This window comes from Arthrobacter jinronghuae (assembly GCF_025244825.1).
Taxonomy (GTDB): domain Bacteria; phylum Actinomycetota; class Actinomycetes; order Actinomycetales; family Micrococcaceae; genus Arthrobacter_B; species Arthrobacter_B jinronghuae.
Window position 1 is genome coordinate 2372992 of record NZ_CP104263.1, and the last position, 15681, is coordinate 2388672.

Annotated in this window: 15 protein-coding genes; 5 read left to right on the top strand and 10 right to left on the bottom strand. The window is 66.5% G+C overall.

Annotated elements, in window-relative coordinates; genetic code table 11:
* Positions 1-29 precede the first annotated feature (29 nt).
* Together N2K98_RS11160 and N2K98_RS11165 are read left to right on the top strand one after the other, a co-directional pair.
* Positions 30-1283 (top strand): aminotransferase class I/II-fold pyridoxal phosphate-dependent enzyme, encoded by a 1254-nt coding sequence (locus N2K98_RS11160; protein WP_255865858.1) that lies wholly within the window; start codon positions 30-32, stop codon positions 1281-1283.
* Positions 1280-2071 carry a spermidine synthase gene (locus N2K98_RS11165; protein ID WP_255865859.1) on the top strand — a complete coding sequence of 264 codons (792 nt, stop codon included), beginning with the start codon at positions 1280-1282 and terminating at the stop codon, positions 2069-2071. The genes N2K98_RS11160 and N2K98_RS11165 overlap by 4 nt, the downstream gene beginning before the upstream one ends.
* Here the strand turns inward: N2K98_RS11165 and rsmD are convergent.
* From rsmD to N2K98_RS11185, 4 genes are all read right to left on the bottom strand, one after another.
* The gene (gene rsmD, locus N2K98_RS11170; RefSeq protein ID WP_255865860.1) at positions 2068-2676 is read right to left on the bottom strand and encodes a 16S rRNA (guanine(966)-N(2))-methyltransferase RsmD; all 609 of its coding nucleotides are present in this window, start codon (positions 2674-2676) and stop codon (positions 2068-2070) included. The two genes, N2K98_RS11165 and rsmD, sit on opposite strands and share 4 nt — an antisense overlap.
* Before the next feature lie 48 nt (positions 2677-2724).
* Positions 2725-4950, bottom strand: coding sequence for an ATP-dependent DNA helicase RecG (locus tag N2K98_RS11175; RefSeq protein WP_255865861.1), 2226 nt, complete (start codon positions 4948-4950; stop codon positions 2725-2727).
* Positions 4940-5899 (bottom strand): DAK2 domain-containing protein, encoded by a 960-nt coding sequence (locus N2K98_RS11180; protein WP_255865874.1) that lies wholly within the window; start codon positions 5897-5899, stop codon positions 4940-4942. The genes N2K98_RS11175 and N2K98_RS11180 overlap by 11 nt, the downstream gene beginning before the upstream one ends.
* A 204-nt stretch (positions 5900-6103) precedes the next feature.
* Entirely contained in the window at positions 6104-7126 is a 1023-nt protein-coding gene (locus N2K98_RS11185; protein ID WP_255865862.1) for an LCP family protein, read from the bottom strand.
* An 82-nt stretch (positions 7127-7208) separates the two neighbouring features.
* Between N2K98_RS11185 and N2K98_RS11190 the strand changes: the two genes are divergently transcribed.
* A complete protein-coding gene (locus N2K98_RS11190) occupies positions 7209-7688 on the top strand; it encodes a DUF3515 domain-containing protein (protein WP_255865863.1) in 480 nt (159 codons plus the stop codon).
* Here the strand turns inward: N2K98_RS11190 and N2K98_RS11195 are convergent.
* The 6 genes from N2K98_RS11195 to leuC form a co-directional block, all read right to left on the bottom strand.
* Complete coding sequence (locus N2K98_RS11195) at positions 7685-8827, bottom strand: D-alanine--D-alanine ligase family protein (RefSeq protein ID WP_257794568.1); 1143 nt, start codon at positions 8825-8827, stop codon at positions 7685-7687. The genes N2K98_RS11190 and N2K98_RS11195 overlap by 4 nt on opposite strands.
* Positions 8828-8838: 11 nt before the next feature.
* A complete protein-coding gene (locus N2K98_RS11200; RefSeq protein WP_255797364.1) occupies positions 8839-9882 on the bottom strand; it encodes an NAD(P)H-dependent glycerol-3-phosphate dehydrogenase in 1044 nt (347 codons plus the stop codon).
* Complete coding sequence (locus N2K98_RS11205; RefSeq protein ID WP_255865865.1) at positions 9879-10673, bottom strand: lysophospholipid acyltransferase family protein; 795 nt, start codon at positions 10671-10673, stop codon at positions 9879-9881. The genes N2K98_RS11200 and N2K98_RS11205 overlap by 4 nt, the downstream gene beginning before the upstream one ends.
* 9 nt (positions 10674-10682) lie before the next feature.
* Positions 10683-12023, bottom strand: coding sequence for a UDP-N-acetylglucosamine 1-carboxyvinyltransferase (murA, locus tag N2K98_RS11210; RefSeq protein WP_255797362.1), 1341 nt, complete (start codon positions 12021-12023; stop codon positions 10683-10685).
* Between the two features lie 274 nt (positions 12024-12297).
* Entirely contained in the window at positions 12298-12897 is a 600-nt protein-coding gene (gene leuD / locus N2K98_RS11215; protein ID WP_255797361.1) for a 3-isopropylmalate dehydratase small subunit, read from the bottom strand.
* A gap of 10 nt (positions 12898-12907) precedes the next feature.
* Positions 12908-14359, bottom strand: a complete 1452-nt coding sequence (gene leuC, locus N2K98_RS11220; protein WP_255797360.1) for a 3-isopropylmalate dehydratase large subunit — start codon at positions 14357-14359, stop codon at positions 12908-12910.
* 113 nt (positions 14360-14472) lie between these two features.
* Between leuC and N2K98_RS11225 the strand changes: the two genes are divergently transcribed.
* A complete protein-coding gene (locus N2K98_RS11225) occupies positions 14473-15192 on the top strand; it encodes an IclR family transcriptional regulator (protein ID WP_227923577.1) in 720 nt (239 codons plus the stop codon).
* Between the two features lie 47 nt (positions 15193-15239).
* On the top strand, positions 15240-15668 hold the full coding sequence (locus N2K98_RS11230; RefSeq protein WP_255797359.1) for a potassium channel family protein: 429 nt from the start codon (positions 15240-15242) through the stop codon (positions 15666-15668).
* Positions 15669-15681: the final 13 nt, after the last annotated feature.

The window sequence follows — 15681 nt, forward strand, 5'->3', positions numbered from 1 at the left end:
ACCGGGTGCGGGCGGGTAATACTTGAGGAATGAGTATCAGCACAGCCGCGTCCCTGCTCCGCGCCCGGCCCGGCACCGGCACGGCCGCCGCCCAGCCCTGGCAGCGGACCGCCGCGGGAGCCAACCTGCTCGCGGCGGACGGCAATCTCGGGGTGACCATTTTCGAGGAAATCACCGCACTTGCCGGACGGCACGGAGCCATCAACCTCGGCCAGGGCTTTCCCGATGAAGACGGCCCGGCCGTAATGCTCGACGCCGCGCGGGAGGCCATTGCCTCCGGCGCCAACCAGTACGCCCCGGGACAGGGCCTGCCGGTGCTGCGCAACGCCGTCGCGGCTCATCAGGAGCGGTTCTACGGGCTGCACGTGGACCCGGACACCGAGGTCATCGTCAGCACCGGCGCCACGGAAGCCATTGCCTCGGCCCTCCTGGCCCTGACGGGTCCCGGAGACGAGGTGCTGACCTTCGAACCGTTCTACGATTCCTACGGCGCGGTCATCGGGCTCAGCGGCGCCACGCACACCACCGTCGCCCTCGAGGCTCCGCACTTCCTCCCCGCCGACGGCGCCCTCGAAGCGGCGTTCACCGACCGCACCCGGGTGGTGCTGGTCAATAATCCGCACAACCCCACGGGCGCCGTCCTCCCCCGCGAGGTCCTGCAGCAGATTGTGGACCTGGCAGCGAAGCACGACGCCGTGATCGTCACCGACGAGGTGTACGAACATCTGACCTTCGGGCCGGTGCACATCCCCGTAGCCACGCTGCCCGGCGCCGCGGAACGGACCCTGACCATTTCCTCGGCGGGTAAGACATTTTCCGTGACCGGCTGGAAGATCGGCTGGCTCACCGGCCCGGCGCCGCTGGTGGCAGCGGTCCGCACCGTCAAGACCTTCCTGAGCTACACCTCGGGCACACCCTTCCAGTCCGCGGTCGCCGTCGGCCTGGGACTGGAGGATTCCTACTTCACCGGAGCCGCAGCCGCGCTGCAGGCGAAGCGGGACCTGCTCGGTTCGGGGCTGCGGGCCGCCGGGATGGAGGTCCTGCCCTCCGCCGGAACGTATTTCGTTACCGCCGATACTTCGCCCCTGGGGATTACGGACGCCACGGAACTGGCACGGCGGCTGCCGGAACTGATCGGCGTGGCGGCCATTCCGGTGGCCGTGTTCTGCCACGCCGAAGGAGCGCAGCGCACCCGGTCGCTGCTGAGGTTCGCGTTCTGCAAGAAAACGGACGTCCTGGACTCCGCCTCCGAGCGTCTCGCCCGGCTGGGCGGGCTGCTGTGAACGCGTCCCGGCTCCTGCGGGGCATCGGCGCCCACGCCACCATCACCGAAGACGGCTTCACCCCCGGCGCCTACATCCTGAGCATCGGCGGGGCGGAGCAGTCCCACGTGGATCTGGCCCGCCCGCAGGAAATCTTCTACGAGTACCTGCGCCGGATAGGCAACGTCCTGGACCTGGCCGCACCGGCCGGGGAGCCGCTGCGAGCACTGCACCTGGGTGCCGGAGCGCTGACCCTCACCCGTTACCTCCAGGCCACCCGCCCCGGGTCCGAACAGGCGGCGGTGGAGCTGGAACGGGAACTGCTGGACTTCGTCCTGGCGCATCTTCCGCTGCCGGAGGGCACCCGGCTCGAGACCGTCATCGGAGACGCGCGGGAATCACTGGACCGCTTTGACGGCCGGTCCTTCGACGCCATTGTGCTGGACATCTTCGCCGGACCCGATGCGCCCGCGCACTTGGCGACGTCGGACTTCTACGCCGAACTGATTGCCTTGCTCTCCCCCGCCGGGGTGCTGCTGGTCAACGTCGGGGACGATCCGCCGCTGGCCTTCGCCCGCCGGCAGGTCCGCGAGCTGCAGGCCGCCCTGGGTACGGACGGCTTGGATGCGGACGGCGCCCTGGCGGCGCTGGGTCAGCGGGACATGTTCACGGGGCGCTACCCCGGCAACATTGTGCTCGCGGCAACCCGGTTCCCCTGGCCCGCCGAGTGGACGCAGCAGCTCCTGGCGGCCGGCCCGCACCCGGCAGCAGTGCTGACGGGCGAGGACCTGGACCGCTTCGCAGGTTAGGCCTGCGCCGCCGCGGCGTCGTCGGACTCTGCGTCGTCGTCGGCAGGTTCGGCGAACCACAGGGTGGTTTCACCGTATTTACGCTCGCTGAAGCGCTCCAGGCCTTCGGGCCAGACCGGCTCGGGGGAACGCGTGGAGCGTTCGAGCACCACTACCGCACCGACTGCGAGGTACCCTGCCAGCGGAGTGAGGACGGTAGCCAGCTCGGCTTCGGTGAACGCGTAGGGCGGATCGATGAACACCACATCCCAGCGCACGTCCGCCGGGACCCGGAGCAGGAAGGTTTCGGCCTTGGCCCGGTGCACGTTCACGCAGGTTCTGCCCAGGATCTTGTTGACCAGTTCCGCGTTCTGCCGGCAGGTCGCCGCGGGCTTGTCAGCCAGTTCCACCAGGTCGACGGCGGCCGCACCGCGGCTGGCGCTCTCCACACCCAGGGCACCGGACCCGGCGAACAGGTCCAGCACGCGGGCTTCCTGCAGGATGCCGTAGGACTCGAGGCGGGAAAAGAGGGCTTCCTTTACCCGGTCCGTGGTGGGTCGCGTTCCGTCACCCGGAACGCTGAACAAGGAGGATCCGCCGGCAGCCCCGGCAATAATGCGGCTCATGCCTTCACTTTATCCGCTGCCGGTGCCCCGTCCGGTTTCCGGTGCCCGTTAGCCGCGTTCCAGGAATGCTTCGGCTTCGGGGTTCAGGTAGGCCTCGATGGCTTCGTCCAGGGCCGGATAGTCGCGCAGGTCCGGATCCGCCGCCACCAGGGCCACGGCGTCGGCACGGGCCTTTTCAATGAGCTTTTCGTCCTGGACGGCGCGCAGCAGTTTCAGGGTGGAGCGGCCGCCGGACTGGCTGGCGCCGAGGATGTCGCCTTCGCGGCGCAGTTCAAGGTCCTTGCGGGACAGTTCGAAACCGTCGGTGGTGGCCGCCACGGCCTCGAGCCGCTCCCGGCTCGGATGCCCCGGTTCCAGCTGCGTCACGAGCAGGCAGGTACCGGGCAGCCCGCCTCGGCCCACCCGGCCGCGCAGCTGGTGCAGCTGGGAGATGCCGAACCGGTCGGCGTCCATAATCACCATGAGCGAGGCGTTGGGTACGTCCACGCCCACCTCGATGACGGTGGTGGAGACCAGCACCTCAATGTCGCCGCGGTTGAAGGCAGCCATGGTCTCGTGCTTGTCATTGGGGTCCAGCCGGCCGTGCAGGGGCGCAATGCTCTTGCCTGCGAGCGCCGGCACAGTGGTGAGATACTCGACCAGCTCGGTGACGGAGGTCAGCTCCTGCCGCTCGGCACGCGCACGTCCCTCTGCGGCTTCCTTCGAGTCGAACAATGCCAGGTCCGTACCGGGCTCCTCCTCCTTGGCTCCGATCTTGGGGCAGACCACGTACACCTGTCGGCCGGCGTCGATCTCTTCCCGGGCGCGGGCCCAGATCCGCTGCTCCCACTGCGGCTTCTCCGCCAGCGGCGAGACGTAGGTGGAGATGCGGGCCCTCCCGGCCGGCAGCTCGGTGAGGGTGGAGACCTCCAGGTCACCGAAGACAGTCATCGCCACGGTACGGGGAATCGGGGTGGCCGTCATGACCAAAAGGTGCGGGGTGCTGTGCCCCTTGGTGCGCAGCACGTCGCGCTGCTCGACGCCGAACCGGTGCTGTTCATCCACCACCACCAGGCCGAGGTCGGCAAACGAAACGTTCTCGGACAGCAGGGCGTGCGTGCCGATGATGATTCCGGCCGCGCCGCTGGCAGCGTCCAGCATCGCAGCCCGGCGCCCGGCGGTGTTCATCGAGCCGGTGAGCAACGCCACGCGGGTGCCGTCCGGGTCGCCGTCAAGCTGTCCGCCGCGGCCCAGCGGGCCGAGCATGGCGGTGATCGACTCGTAGTGCTGGGATGCCAGGACTTCAGTGGGTGCCAGCAGTGCGGCCTGTCCCCCGGCGTCGATCACCTGCAGCATGGCGCGCAGGGCCACCAGGGTCTTGCCCGAACCCACCTCGCCCTGCAGGAGGCGGTTCATGGGGTGGTCCCCGCCCAGTTCAGTGGATAGGTCCCGCCCGATGTCGGCCTGACCGCGAGTCAGGGTGAAAGGAAGGGCCGCGTCAAAGCGGTCCAGGAGACCCCCGGGCACTGCCGGACGCGCGGTGGCTTCCTCTTCGGCGGTCAGGGCACGACGCCGGGCCAGTGCGGTCTGCAGGACCAGGGCTTCCTGGTACCGAAACCGGTGCCGTGCGGCGTAGGCCTCCTCCATGGTGGCCGGCCGGTGGATTCTGTTGTAAGCCGCAACGATGTCCGGCATGCGGTCGCGCTCCCGGATCGCCGCCGGGATCGGATCCCGCAGCCGGGCGCCTTCCATGCTGTCCAGCAGCATCGACACGGACTTGGCGATGGTCGGACTGGCCACCCTGGCCGACGCGCGGTAGACCGGGATGGGGCGCTTGGCTTCGTCCTCATCCACCGAGTCTTCATCCAGGAGCACATAGCTGGGATTGGTCAGCTGCAGCTGGCCCCGGTAGGCGCCCACCTTGCCGGAGAACATGGCCCGGGTGCCGACGGTGAGTTCCTTGGAGGCATTGAACCCGTTGAAGAACGTCAGATGCAGCTGTCCGAGGCTGCCGTCGGTGTCGTCGGTGACGACCACCTCGACGATTGTCCCCTTGCGGGCCCGCATCTGCCGGCGGTTGTTGCTTTGCACCCGGGCTATCAGGGTGACGTCTTCGTCGAACGGTATCTCCGCGATGGGCGTGAGTTCACCGCGCTCCAGATACCGGCGCGGGAAATGGTGGAGCAGATCGCCGACGGTCTTCAGGCCAAGCTGTTTCTCCATGGCGTTGGCCGTGGTTTTGCCGATCCGTCGGTCCAGCGGAAAGTCGAGTTCTCCGGGGAGCCTAGAGTCCATGTGCCTCGGGGACTTCTTTGGTTTCGTGTCCGTCAGCGGACAGCTCGGTGATGGTCAGGTTCTCGGGATCACCGAGCGTGCGCAGCAGATCGATGGTCGTACCGGCGTCGGGGGTGTGCACGTGGATCCGCCAGCGGTAGCCGTCTCCCACCGGGCTCACGGCGCTCATGATGACGGAGTCCCCCAGCTCGTCCAGCTGCAGCCGCAGAGTGGCTGCATCCAGCGGGCTGAGGGTGATGGTGCACATGACTTCCACGCCTTCCATGCGGGGCATGTGGGCGTGGATGTGCGGGTCCTGGACGTCGTAGCCGTGCAGTCCGTCCAGCAGTTCTTCCTGCAGTTCCTCGCCCAGGGCTGCAGCACGCAGGGCGTCCAGAATCAGCAGGAAGCCGACGCCGCCGGCGTCCACCACGCGTGCCGCCGCGAGCGCATCCAGCTGGCTCTCGGTATGGATGACGGCGGTCAGGGCGGCGTCCATAATGGCCCGCAGCGTGAGTGCGAGTCCTACGTTGCTGTCGTCTCCGGTGACGGCGGGTTCGCTGTCGGAGGCGGCGTGCGCTGCGGCCTCGAGGACGGAGAGCATGGTGCCGGGCACCGGATCGCTGAGCACCGACCAGGAGCGCAGCTGCGCCCGCTGCAGGGCGGCGGCGAGCAACGGCGCGGAGAGCCGGGTTGCGCCGGCCAGGGGTTCTGCCATGGAGGTGAGGAAGACGGAAAACAGGGTGCCGGAGTTGCCGCGTGCTTCTTCCATTGCGGCACGGCCGGCTGTTCCCAGCAGCTCGCCGATGTCGGCGGTGTCCTCTTCCGCAATGGCCCTCGAGGCGGCGCAGAGAGTCAGGTAGAGGTTGGTGCCGGTATCGCCGTCGGCCACGGGAAAGATATTGATGGCATTGAGGCGGTCGCTGTGGTTACCCAAGGAGACCTCTGCGTTGCTCAACCATCGCTTCAGCGCTTGCGCGTTGGCGGTGATTTTAGTCTGCAAGGTAATCCCGTTTCCTGCTTGTAGAGCTGTCTCTGGTCCTGCTGGTGCCGCTCATCGGGGCCCGTCCTATCCGGTCTTCGCCGTCATTGCCGCTAACCGTCTATGTCATTAGGAAGCCTACCGCAGGGCACTGACAGTGGCCGATAACGATTTACCGCCGGTTGGGCCGGATCAGTTCCGGGGTGCTGCGGACCGGACGTAGTCGGCAAGGTCGTCAGAGTCCAGTGCAGTACCGATTTCGGCGATGGCTGCATAGTCCGGCACCACAATGGACTGCCCGTCGGAGGACGTTCCCACTCCGGCGTTCGGCAACGTGAACATATGGACATCCCCGGACCGGACGCTGCGGAGGCTCACGGCCAAAGCCCCTGCCGCGGCGGCGTCCAGATCTTCATCCACGCTCAGGTACGGCGAAATTTCGCCCACTATGTTGCTGATCTTTACCGGGTTGGTCAGGGTCTGCGTGTTGAGGACGCCGGAGACCACGCCGCTGAGGAAAGCCTGCTGGTTCTTGACCCGCTGATAGTCGCCGTCGGTAAAGGCGTACCGCTCGCGGACGTACTTGAGCGCAGACTCCCTCTTCACAGTGATCGGCCCGGCGGCAAAGTACTCCCCATGGTCCCCCTCGGACTGGAAAGCGATGTCGTTGTTGAGGGTAACCCCGCCCAGGGCATCCGTTAGACCCTGGAACCCTTCGAAGTCGATGATCGCCACGTGGTCGACAGGGATATCGAACAGGGTCTGCACAGTGTCCACAGTCAGGGAAACTCCGCCGAGAGCCATGGCGGCGTTGATCTTCTGTTCCCCGTACCCGGGGATCTCCACCCACGTGTCGCGCATGATCGACATGACGTAAACGCCGCTCCGGTCGCCCGGGATATGGACCAGCATCATCGTGTCCGACCGTGCGTCGCTGGAAGCGGGATCCCGGGTATCGGTGCCCATCAGCAGGATATTCTGCGAGTCTCCTGCGGCAGCGCCCTTCTCCGGCCGTGCCTCTGGAAGCGCATTGGTAATGGTCTTCGTCGAGCTGTCGAAAGTCCACGCCAGATGCCACAGGAAGCCACCGGCGGCAAGTGCGGCAACCAGCACGAGGGCCGGAATCATCAGCAGCATATTTCGTACCGGGCGCGATGTCCTGCGCCCGGTATTTGCGGGAACGTCAGTTTCGGCGGAAAAGGGGTGCTCGCTCACGTGTTTTTCCTCAGCTCGGGGCAGGTATGAGTCTAGCCAGACCGATTCAGGTCCGGGGCGCCGCGCCGGATACGCTGGAATCATGAAGTCCTATGCGTTACCAGCAGTACTCGTTCTCTCGGCAGTGGCCGCCGCCGGCTGCAGCCCGGTAGCCAGCGTTAATCCGGCTCCGGACGCGGCCAACCCGGACTGTGCCGCCGTCATGGTGGCCTTGCCGGACGAGATAGCGGGTTACGCCCTGCGGGACACGGACAGCCAATCGACGGCTGCGTGGGGCAACCCGTCCCGGGCGATCCTGAAGTGCGGCGTCCCCGTGCCGGGCCCGACAACCGATCCCTGCGCCTCGGTGAACGGCATCGACTGGATCCTGCGTGAGGGCGAAGACACCTGGACCGCCACCACCTACGGCCGGGAGCCGGCGGTGGAAGTTCTCTTCGATCCAAACGAGGTTGCCTCGTCCACGCTCCTGGTCCAGCTGCAGAACGCGGTGTCGAAAATCGAGCCCACCAGCCAGTGCCTCAGCCCGCAGGACACCCTGGATCTGGAATCCGAACAGGGCTAGCGCAGTCCCGTCTTCCGGTCCAGCGCCAGGGAAATCAGTTCATCGATCAGTTCGGTGTACGGCAGTCCGGACTTGGCCCACATCTGCGGATACATGCTGATGGGTGTGAAGCCGGGCATGGTGTTGATCTCGTTAATGATCAGCTGGCCGTCCGGGGTGTAGAAGAAGTCCACCCGGGACAGGCCTTCACCGCCCACTGCTTCGAAAGCGGTTCCGGCGAGCGTGCGGACCTGGGCCGTGATATCCGCCGGCAGGTCGGCCGGGCAGCTGAGGTCTGCCGCTGCGCCGTCCACATACTTGGCTTCGAAGTCGTACCACTCGTGGCCGCCGTCGCGCACCGCAACCTCGCCGGGCTGGCTGGTGCGCGGATCCTCCGTGCCCCGCCCCTGGAGGACGGCCACTTCGATCTCCCGGCCGATGATCCCGGCTTCCACTACGACCTTCGGATCGTGCAGGCGTGCCGCTTCGATGGCTGCCGGCAGTTCCGCTGCGTCCGTGACGCGGGTGATGCCCATGGACGAACCGGCGCGGGCGGGCTTGACGAACAGCGGGAAATCGAGGGCACCGGCGCGGTCCAGGCAGGACTGCGGATCGCGCAGCCACTGCCGGTCCGTGATGACCTCGTAGGGGCCCACCGAGAGGCCTGCGGCTTCGAAGACCACCTTCATGTAGTGCTTGTCCATGCCGACGGCGGACGCCAGGACACCTGCTCCCACGTACCTCACGTCAGCCATTTCCAACATGCCCTGGAGGGTTCCGTCCTCGCCGAAGGGGCCATGCAGCAGCGGCATCACCACGTCGATGGAGCCCAGGCTGCGGGGCAGGCTGCCGGCGGCGTGGGCCACCAGTTCGCGGCTGCCGTCCTGCGAGGAGAGCACCACGGATTCCTTCGACGCCGGAACCTCGGGCAGGGTCGCGGCGCGCAGGGACCACTCAGCCGGATCAGCCGAGACCAGGCTCCACTGGCCGTTCTTCGCGATGCCGATGGGGACGACGTCGTACTTTGACGTATCGATGGCCTGCAGCACACCGGCGGCTGTCACGCAGCTGACGGCATGCTCGCTGGAGCGTCCGCCGAACAGGACGGCTACCCGGGGGCGCACGGGTCCGGAACGGTCCTCGATGGTACCGGCGGGCAGGGGTTCAACAGTCACGGGGCGGACACACCTTCGGATTTCAGTTCTCGGGCCAGCAACCGCGGACCCAGTTCATCAACAGTAATTACGCCCTGCAGTACGGCGACAACATTTTCGGTGATGGGCATATAGACGCCCAGCTGGGTGGCACGGTCCAGCACGGCCTGCGCGGACTTGATGCCCTCGGCCGTCTGGGTCATGGACGCGTTGACTTCGGCAAGGCTCAGGCCCTGGGCCAGCAGCGTACCGGCCGTGTGGTTGCGGGACAGCGGCGAGGAACAGGTGGCAATCAGGTCACCCATACCGGCCAGGCCGGCCATGGTCTCCGCATTGCCGCCCAGCGCCAGGGCCAGGCGGGTGGTTTCGGCCAGTCCGCGGGTCATCACGGAGGCCTTGGTGTTGTCCCCCATGCCCTTGCCGTCGCAGATCCCCACCGCGAGGGCAATAACGTTCTTGACGATGCCGCCGATCTCGGTGCCCACCACATCCTCGTTGGTGTAGGGACGGAAATACGGCGCCGTGCAGGCCTCGGCGATCCAGGCGGCCGTGTCCAGGTCGGTGCAGGCCACCACGGACGCGGTGGGCTCCTGGCGGGCAATTTCCATGGCGAGGTTCGGTCCGGAAACCACGGCGATACGCTCGGCGGGCAGTCCCAGTTCCTCGGCGATCACCTGGCTCATCCGGGCGTCGGTGCCCCGCTCCAGTCCCTTCATCAGCGACACGACGACGGCGTCCGCGGGGATCCGTCCAGCTACGTCCTTGAGCTGCGCGCGCAGGGACTGTGCAGGGACGGCGAGGACCACCATTTCGGCTCCGGCGAGCACCTCGCCGAGGTCCGTGAAGGCGCGCAGGTTGGCGGGCAGGACGGTGTCCTTGAGGTACTGGGTGTTGCGGTGCCTGCCGTTGATGTCAGCGGCCACCTCGGGGCGGCGCGCCCAGAGCCGGACATCGGTGCCGCGTTCGGCGCCCGAGTCGGCGGCAATCTTGGCAAAGGCGGTACCCCAGCTGCCGGCGCCCAGGACGGCGACGACGGCGGGGTGTTCACTGCGGGGGGTCACTGTCCGGCCTCCGGTTGGATTGGTTTGGTTGATGTGCCGGATCCGCCGGCTCCGTTTTCGAAGGAACGTCCCACTTGCCGCTGGCCCCTGGCCACGGGGTTCCACCGCTCGGTGGGCGGCTGGGCACCGCGGAGCTTGGAGACCATGTCCGTGAGGTCGGACATGATCCGTTCCGTGGCTGCGTCGAGCACAGCCTTGGTGACCGGCAGTCCGGCGAATTCGGACAGGTCCACGGGCTTGCCGACCACCAGCCGCACCCGCTTGCGCGGGAACAGCTTGGGGAACTTCGCGTAGCGCGGGAAGGCTTCCTGCGCACCCCAGTGGGCGATCGGGATGACGGGCACCCCGGTCTGCAGGGCCAGCCGCGCGGCCCCGGTCCGGCCCTTCATCGGCCAGAGATCAGGATCCCGGGTGAGGGTGCCTTCGGGGTAGATCACCAGAGTGCGCCCTGCCGCCAGGGCTTCACGGGCGGCATCCAGCGAACCGGCGGCCCCGGTGGTGATCCGCTCCACCGGGACCTGGTTCGTGGCGGACAGTGCCGGCCCCAGCACGGGCACCTTGAAGAGCGATGCCTTCGCCAGGAAGTGCGGCGGGCGGCCCTGGTTGTACAGGAAGTGCCCCACCACCACCGGATCGATTTCAGTCACGTGGTTCGGGCAGACAATGAAGCCCGGATCCTTGGGCAGGTTCTCTGCCCCCTGCCACTGCTTTTTCAGGAAGATATTGAATACCGGCCGGAGAGATCCGGCGAGCAGCGCAAAAACAACCCGTGACTTATTCGATTCCGTCATTCCGTCAGGCTACCGGAGTCCGGCAGATCCGCCGGAAGCGACGTCAAAGTCCGCGCCGAGGCCCTCGAGCTTGCCCTGGAAGTGCTCGTACCCGCGGTTGATCAGCTCGATGCCGGTCACCCGCGAGGTGCCCTCGGCAGCCAGCGCCGCAATGAGGTGGCTGAAGCCGCCGCGCAGATCCGGGATGTCGATCTCGGCACCGCGCAGCTGCACGGATCCGGCAATGACAGCCGAGTGCAGGAAGTTGCGCTGGCCGAAACGGCACGGGACGCTGCCCAGGCACTCACGGTGGACCTGGATGTTGGCACCCATCCGGATAAGCGCATCCGTGAAGCCGAAGCGGTTCTCGTACACGGTTTCGTGCACGATGGACACACCCTCGGCCTGGGTCAGGGCGACCACCAGCGGCTGCTGCCAGTCCGTCATAAAGCCGGGGTGGACGTCGGTTTCCAGTACCAGCGGGTTCAGCGGGCCGCCCGGGTGGTAGAACCGGATGCCGCCGTCGTCGATGTCGAACGCTCCGCCGATCTTGCGGTACGTGTTGAGGAACGCGGTGAGGTCCTTCTGGTCCGCGCCCTCCACATAGATGTCGCCCTTGGTGACGAGGGCCGCTGAAGCCCAGGAAGCGGCCTCGTTGCGGTCCGGAAGCGCCCGGTGGTTGTAGCCGGTCAGTTCGGAAACGCCTTCGATCCGGATCACGCGGTCCGTCTGCACGGAGATGATGGCGCCCATCTTCTGCAGGATGGCAATGAGGTCCATGATCTCGGGTTCAACGGCTGCACCGCGCAGCTCGGTGATACCCACGGCCTTCACGGCAGTCAGGAGCACCTGTTCGGTGGCTCCGACGCTCGGGTAGGGCAGTTCAAGCTTGGCGCCGCTGAGGCCCTTGGGCGCGGAAATGGAAATGCCGCCGGGGCGCTTTTCCACCACTGCACCGAAGTTGCGCAGCATCTGCAGGTGGTAGTCGATGGGCCGGTCGCCGATTTTGCAGCCGCCGAGGTCAGGAATGAAGGCTTCACCCAGGCTGTGCATGAGGGGCCCGCAGAGCAGGATCGGGATGCGGGAATCGCCTGCGTGGGCGTCGATGTCCTTGGACGCCGCCGTCTTGGCGTTCTTCGGGTCCATGGTGAGATCGCCCGTGACAGGGTCCTTGGTGACCTCAACGCCGTGCAGCTGCAGCAGGGACGTAACTACCTCTACGTCCTTGATTTCAGGAACGTTGCGCAGTGTGGACGGGCCGTTGCCAAGCAGGGCCGCAACCATCGCCTTGGGGACCAGATTTTTCGCCCCGCGGACCGGTACCTTCCCTGAGAGAGGAACACCGCCTCGGATGGTGAGGACGCTACCCATGAACACCTGATTTCTTAAAATAGATTGGCCCCGGAAGCAATAAGAGACTGCACTCAAGCATATGAGCAAGGGTCTGCTTACTGAAATAACGCCGCCCTCCGACAGGCCGGAACCGGTGTGATTCCGGTCATGCCCGCAGTCGAAAGCGGATAGGCCCCGCCGAAGCGGGGCCTATCAATGATATCGGGGCTCTGGGAGGGGCAGAAAAACCTCCAGAGTGCAAACCGGAAGCCTGCTGATCATTCCGGGGCGGCGTGCCTCCGCCGAAACCGCACTAGTGCAGGGCAGGGAGCGTGGTGGGCTTGTACGCGGGACGCTCGGCCTCGAATGACGTGATGTCGGACTCGTGGCGCAGGGTCAGGGCAATGTCGTCCAATCCTTCCAGCAGACGCCAGCGGGTGTACTCGTCAATTTCAAATGGAGCCGTGACGCTGCCGCAGACCGCCGTCCGGGCCTGCAGATCAACGGTGACTGTTGTTCCCGGGGAGTTTTCCAGGACCTTCCAGATCAGCTCAATGTCATCCTGCGCCACCTGGGCCGCGACGAGGCCCTGCTTGCCGGCGTTCCCGCGGAAGATATCCGCAAAGCGGGAGGAGAGCACTGCCCTGAAGCCGTAGTCCTTCAGGGCCCAGACGGCATGTTCACGGGAGGAGCCGGTGCCGAAGTCCGGTCCGGCCACCAGCACGGAGCCCTGGCGGTAGGGTTCCCGGTTCAGGATGAAGTCCTCGTTCTTCCGCCAGCCGGCGAAGAGCGCATCCTCGAATCCGGTGCGGGTGATCCGCTTGAGGTAGACGGCCGGAATGATCTGGTCGGTGTCGACGTCGCTTTGGCGCAGCGGGACGCCGATTCCGGTGTGGGTGGTGATCTTGTCCATAACGGTTCTCCTAGGCTGCGGTGCCGACGACGGCGCCCGGCAGCGGGTCGAGGTCCGAGGGTGAGCTGAGGGTTCCCCTGACGGCAGTGGCTGCTGCCACCACCGGGGACACCAGGTGGGTACGCCCGCCCTTGCCCTGCCGGCCCTCGAAGTTTCGGTTGGAGGTGGAGGCGCAGCGCTCTCCCGGTTCGAGCTGGTCAGGATTCATGCCCAGGCACATGGAACAGCCGGCAAACCGCCATTCGGCACCGAAGTCCTTGAATACCCGGTCCAATCCCTCCGCCTCGGCCTCCAGACGCACCCGTGCGGAGCCGGGCACCACCATCATCCGGACTGCGGGGTCCTTCTGCCGGCCGCGGATAATATCCGCGGCTATCCGCAGGTCCTCGATGCGGCTGTTGGTACAGGAGCCCAGGAAGACAGTGTCCACGCGGATGTCCTTCATGGGGGTGCCGGCGGCCAGGTCCATGTAGGCCAGCGCGCGTTCGGCGGCGGCGCGGGCGTTTTCATCGCTGAAATCTTCGGGTGCTGGCACGGCTTCGGAGAGCGAGACTCCCTGTCCGGGATTGGTTCCCCAGGTGACGAACGGCTCCAGGGTGTCTGCGTCCAGGAAAACCTCGGCGTCGAACTCGGCGTCGGTGTCCGTTGCAAGGGATTTCCAGTGCTCGACCGCGGCGTCCCAGTCCCGGCCCTGAGGTGCGTGCGGGCGGTGCTTGAGGTAGGCGAAGGTGGTTTCGTCCGGGGCGACCATCCCGGCCCGGGCACCGGCCTCGATGGACATGTTGCAAATGGTCATCCGCGCTTCCATCGACAGTGCGCGAATGGCGGAGCCGCGGTATTCCAGCACGTAGCCCTGGCCGCCGCCGGTGCCGATCTTGGCGATCACCGCCAGGATGATGTCCTTGGACGTAACACCGGGCCGCAGGGTTCCCTCGACATTGATCGCCATGGTCCGAAACGGCTTGAGGGACAGGGTCTGGGTGGCCATCACGTGCTCAACCTCGGAGGTGCCGATACCCATCGCCAGCGCGCCGAACGCGCCGTGTGTCGAGGTGTGGGAGTCGCCGCAGACCACCGTGAGTCCCGGCTGGGTCAGGCCAAGCTGCGGGCCCACCACATGGACGATGCCCTGCTCGGCATCCCCCAGCGGATGCAGACGCACACCGAACTCGGCGCAGTTGGCCCGCAGTGTTTCAATCTGGGTGCGGCTCACCGGGTCGGCAATGGGCTTGTCGATGGCCAGGGTGGGAGTGTTGTGGTCCTCGGTGGCAATGGTCAGGTCCGGGCGGCGCAATCCGCGGCCTGACAGCCGCAGGCCCTCGAAGGCCTGCGGGGAGGTGACTTCATGGACGAGGTGGAGATCGATGTAGAGCAAGTCGGGAGCACCGTCCTCCCCCTTGCGGACCACGTGCTCGTCCCAGACTTTCTGCGCCAGCGTCCTGCCTGCCACATGCTCACCCATACCGCTACCCCTCATTTGGTTCAGTCCCTAGTTCCTCAAGAGAACCAGCAGGCGGAGCCGGCGGTCCAGCTTTTCGATTTGCATCTCAGATAGTGAGACGGCAGTATCAGCTTATGGACACAGTCAGCGGGGTAGGCGTCATCGATAAAGCGGCCATGGTGCTGGATGCACTGGAAGCCGGCCCCACCACGCTCGCGCAGTTGGTTTCCGCGACGGGACTCGCGCGCCCCACGGTGCACCGGCTTGCGCTGGCACTGGTGCACCACCGGCTGGTCGGCCGCGATATCCAGGGCCGGTTTGTCCTGGGCGGACGCCTGGTGGAACTCGCCTCCGCGGCCGGTGAGGACCGTTTGATAGCCTCCGCCGGACCGGTGCTGCTGTCGCTGCGCGATGCCACGGGCGAAAGCTCGCAGGTCTTCCGGCGGCAGGGTGAGTGGCGGGTCTGCGTCGCCTCCGCCGAGCGGCCCATCGGCCTGCGGGACACGATACCGGTGGGCACCCAGCTGTCCATGAAAGCCGGTTCCGCCGCCCAGTGCCTGCTGGCCTGGGAGGACCATGACCGGCTCCTCGAGGGCCTGCAGAATGCCCGCTTCACCCCTACGGTCCTGGCCGGCGTCCGACGCCGCGGCTGGGCCCAGAGCCTGGGCGAACGTGAACCCGGCGTCGCCTCCGTTTCCGCTCCGGTGCGCGGGCCGTCCGGCCGGGTGATTGCCGCCGTGTCGATTTCAGGGCCGATAGAACGCCTCACCCGCCAGCCGGGCCGCGTTCACGCCGAAGTGGTGGCCAAGGCCGGAGCCCAGCTCACCGAGGCACTGCGCAACAGCGGCGAGTAACCCTATATTGGGAAACCGTTGGGGATCGAAAACCCAAGGGAGTTCCCATGAAGCGGATGCGGGTGCTGTGGCACATTATCCGAATCTCCGGCGCGGACTACATTTTCTTTGGCTTCCTGATTGTCCTTGGGGTCGCCAGCTTCCTGCTGCCGCGGCTCGAACCGGAATTCAGCGATTTCGGCGACGGCCTCTGGTACCTGTTCGTGTCCTTCACCACCGTCGGCTTCGGCGATTATGTGGCCACCGGACCGGCTGGCCGGATTATCACGGTGGTCGTGACCCTCTACGGGATCCTCGTGGTGGCCCTCATGACCGGCATTATTGTGGGCTTCTATACCGAACTCCTCAAGGCCCGTGCCACCACCGCACTGGATGACTTCGTCAAGGAGCTGGAGCACCTGCCGGACCTGTCACGGGAGCAGCTGCTGGACCTTGCCGAAAGGATCCGCAACCGGCGCATCATGCCGGACTCCTGAGCGGCTGCCGTGG

Coding starts and splice junctions, on each gene's coding strand:
- N2K98_RS11160 (WP_255865858.1), top strand. CDS start 30: ATGAGTATCAGCACAGCCGCGTCCCTGCTCCGCGCCCGGCCCGGCACC.
- rsmD (WP_255865860.1), bottom strand. CDS start 2,676: ATGAGCCGCATTATTGCCGGGGCTGCCGGCGGATCCTCCTTGTTCAGC.
- N2K98_RS11175 (WP_255865861.1), bottom strand. CDS start 4,950: ATGGACTCTAGGCTCCCCGGAGAACTCGACTTTCCGCTGGACCGACGG.
- N2K98_RS11190 (WP_255865863.1), top strand. CDS start 7,209: ATGAAGTCCTATGCGTTACCAGCAGTACTCGTTCTCTCGGCAGTGGCC.
- N2K98_RS11205 (WP_255865865.1), bottom strand. CDS start 10,673: ATGACGGAATCGAATAAGTCACGGGTTGTTTTTGCGCTGCTCGCCGGA.
- murA (WP_255797362.1), bottom strand. CDS start 12,023: ATGGGTAGCGTCCTCACCATCCGAGGCGGTGTTCCTCTCTCAGGGAAG.
- leuD (WP_255797361.1), bottom strand. CDS start 12,897: ATGGACAAGATCACCACCCACACCGGAATCGGCGTCCCGCTGCGCCAA.
- leuC (WP_255797360.1), bottom strand. CDS start 14,359: ATGGGTGAGCATGTGGCAGGCAGGACGCTGGCGCAGAAAGTCTGGGAC.
- N2K98_RS11225 (WP_227923577.1), top strand. CDS start 14,473: ATGGACACAGTCAGCGGGGTAGGCGTCATCGATAAAGCGGCCATGGTG.
- N2K98_RS11230 (WP_255797359.1), top strand. CDS start 15,240: ATGAAGCGGATGCGGGTGCTGTGGCACATTATCCGAATCTCCGGCGCG.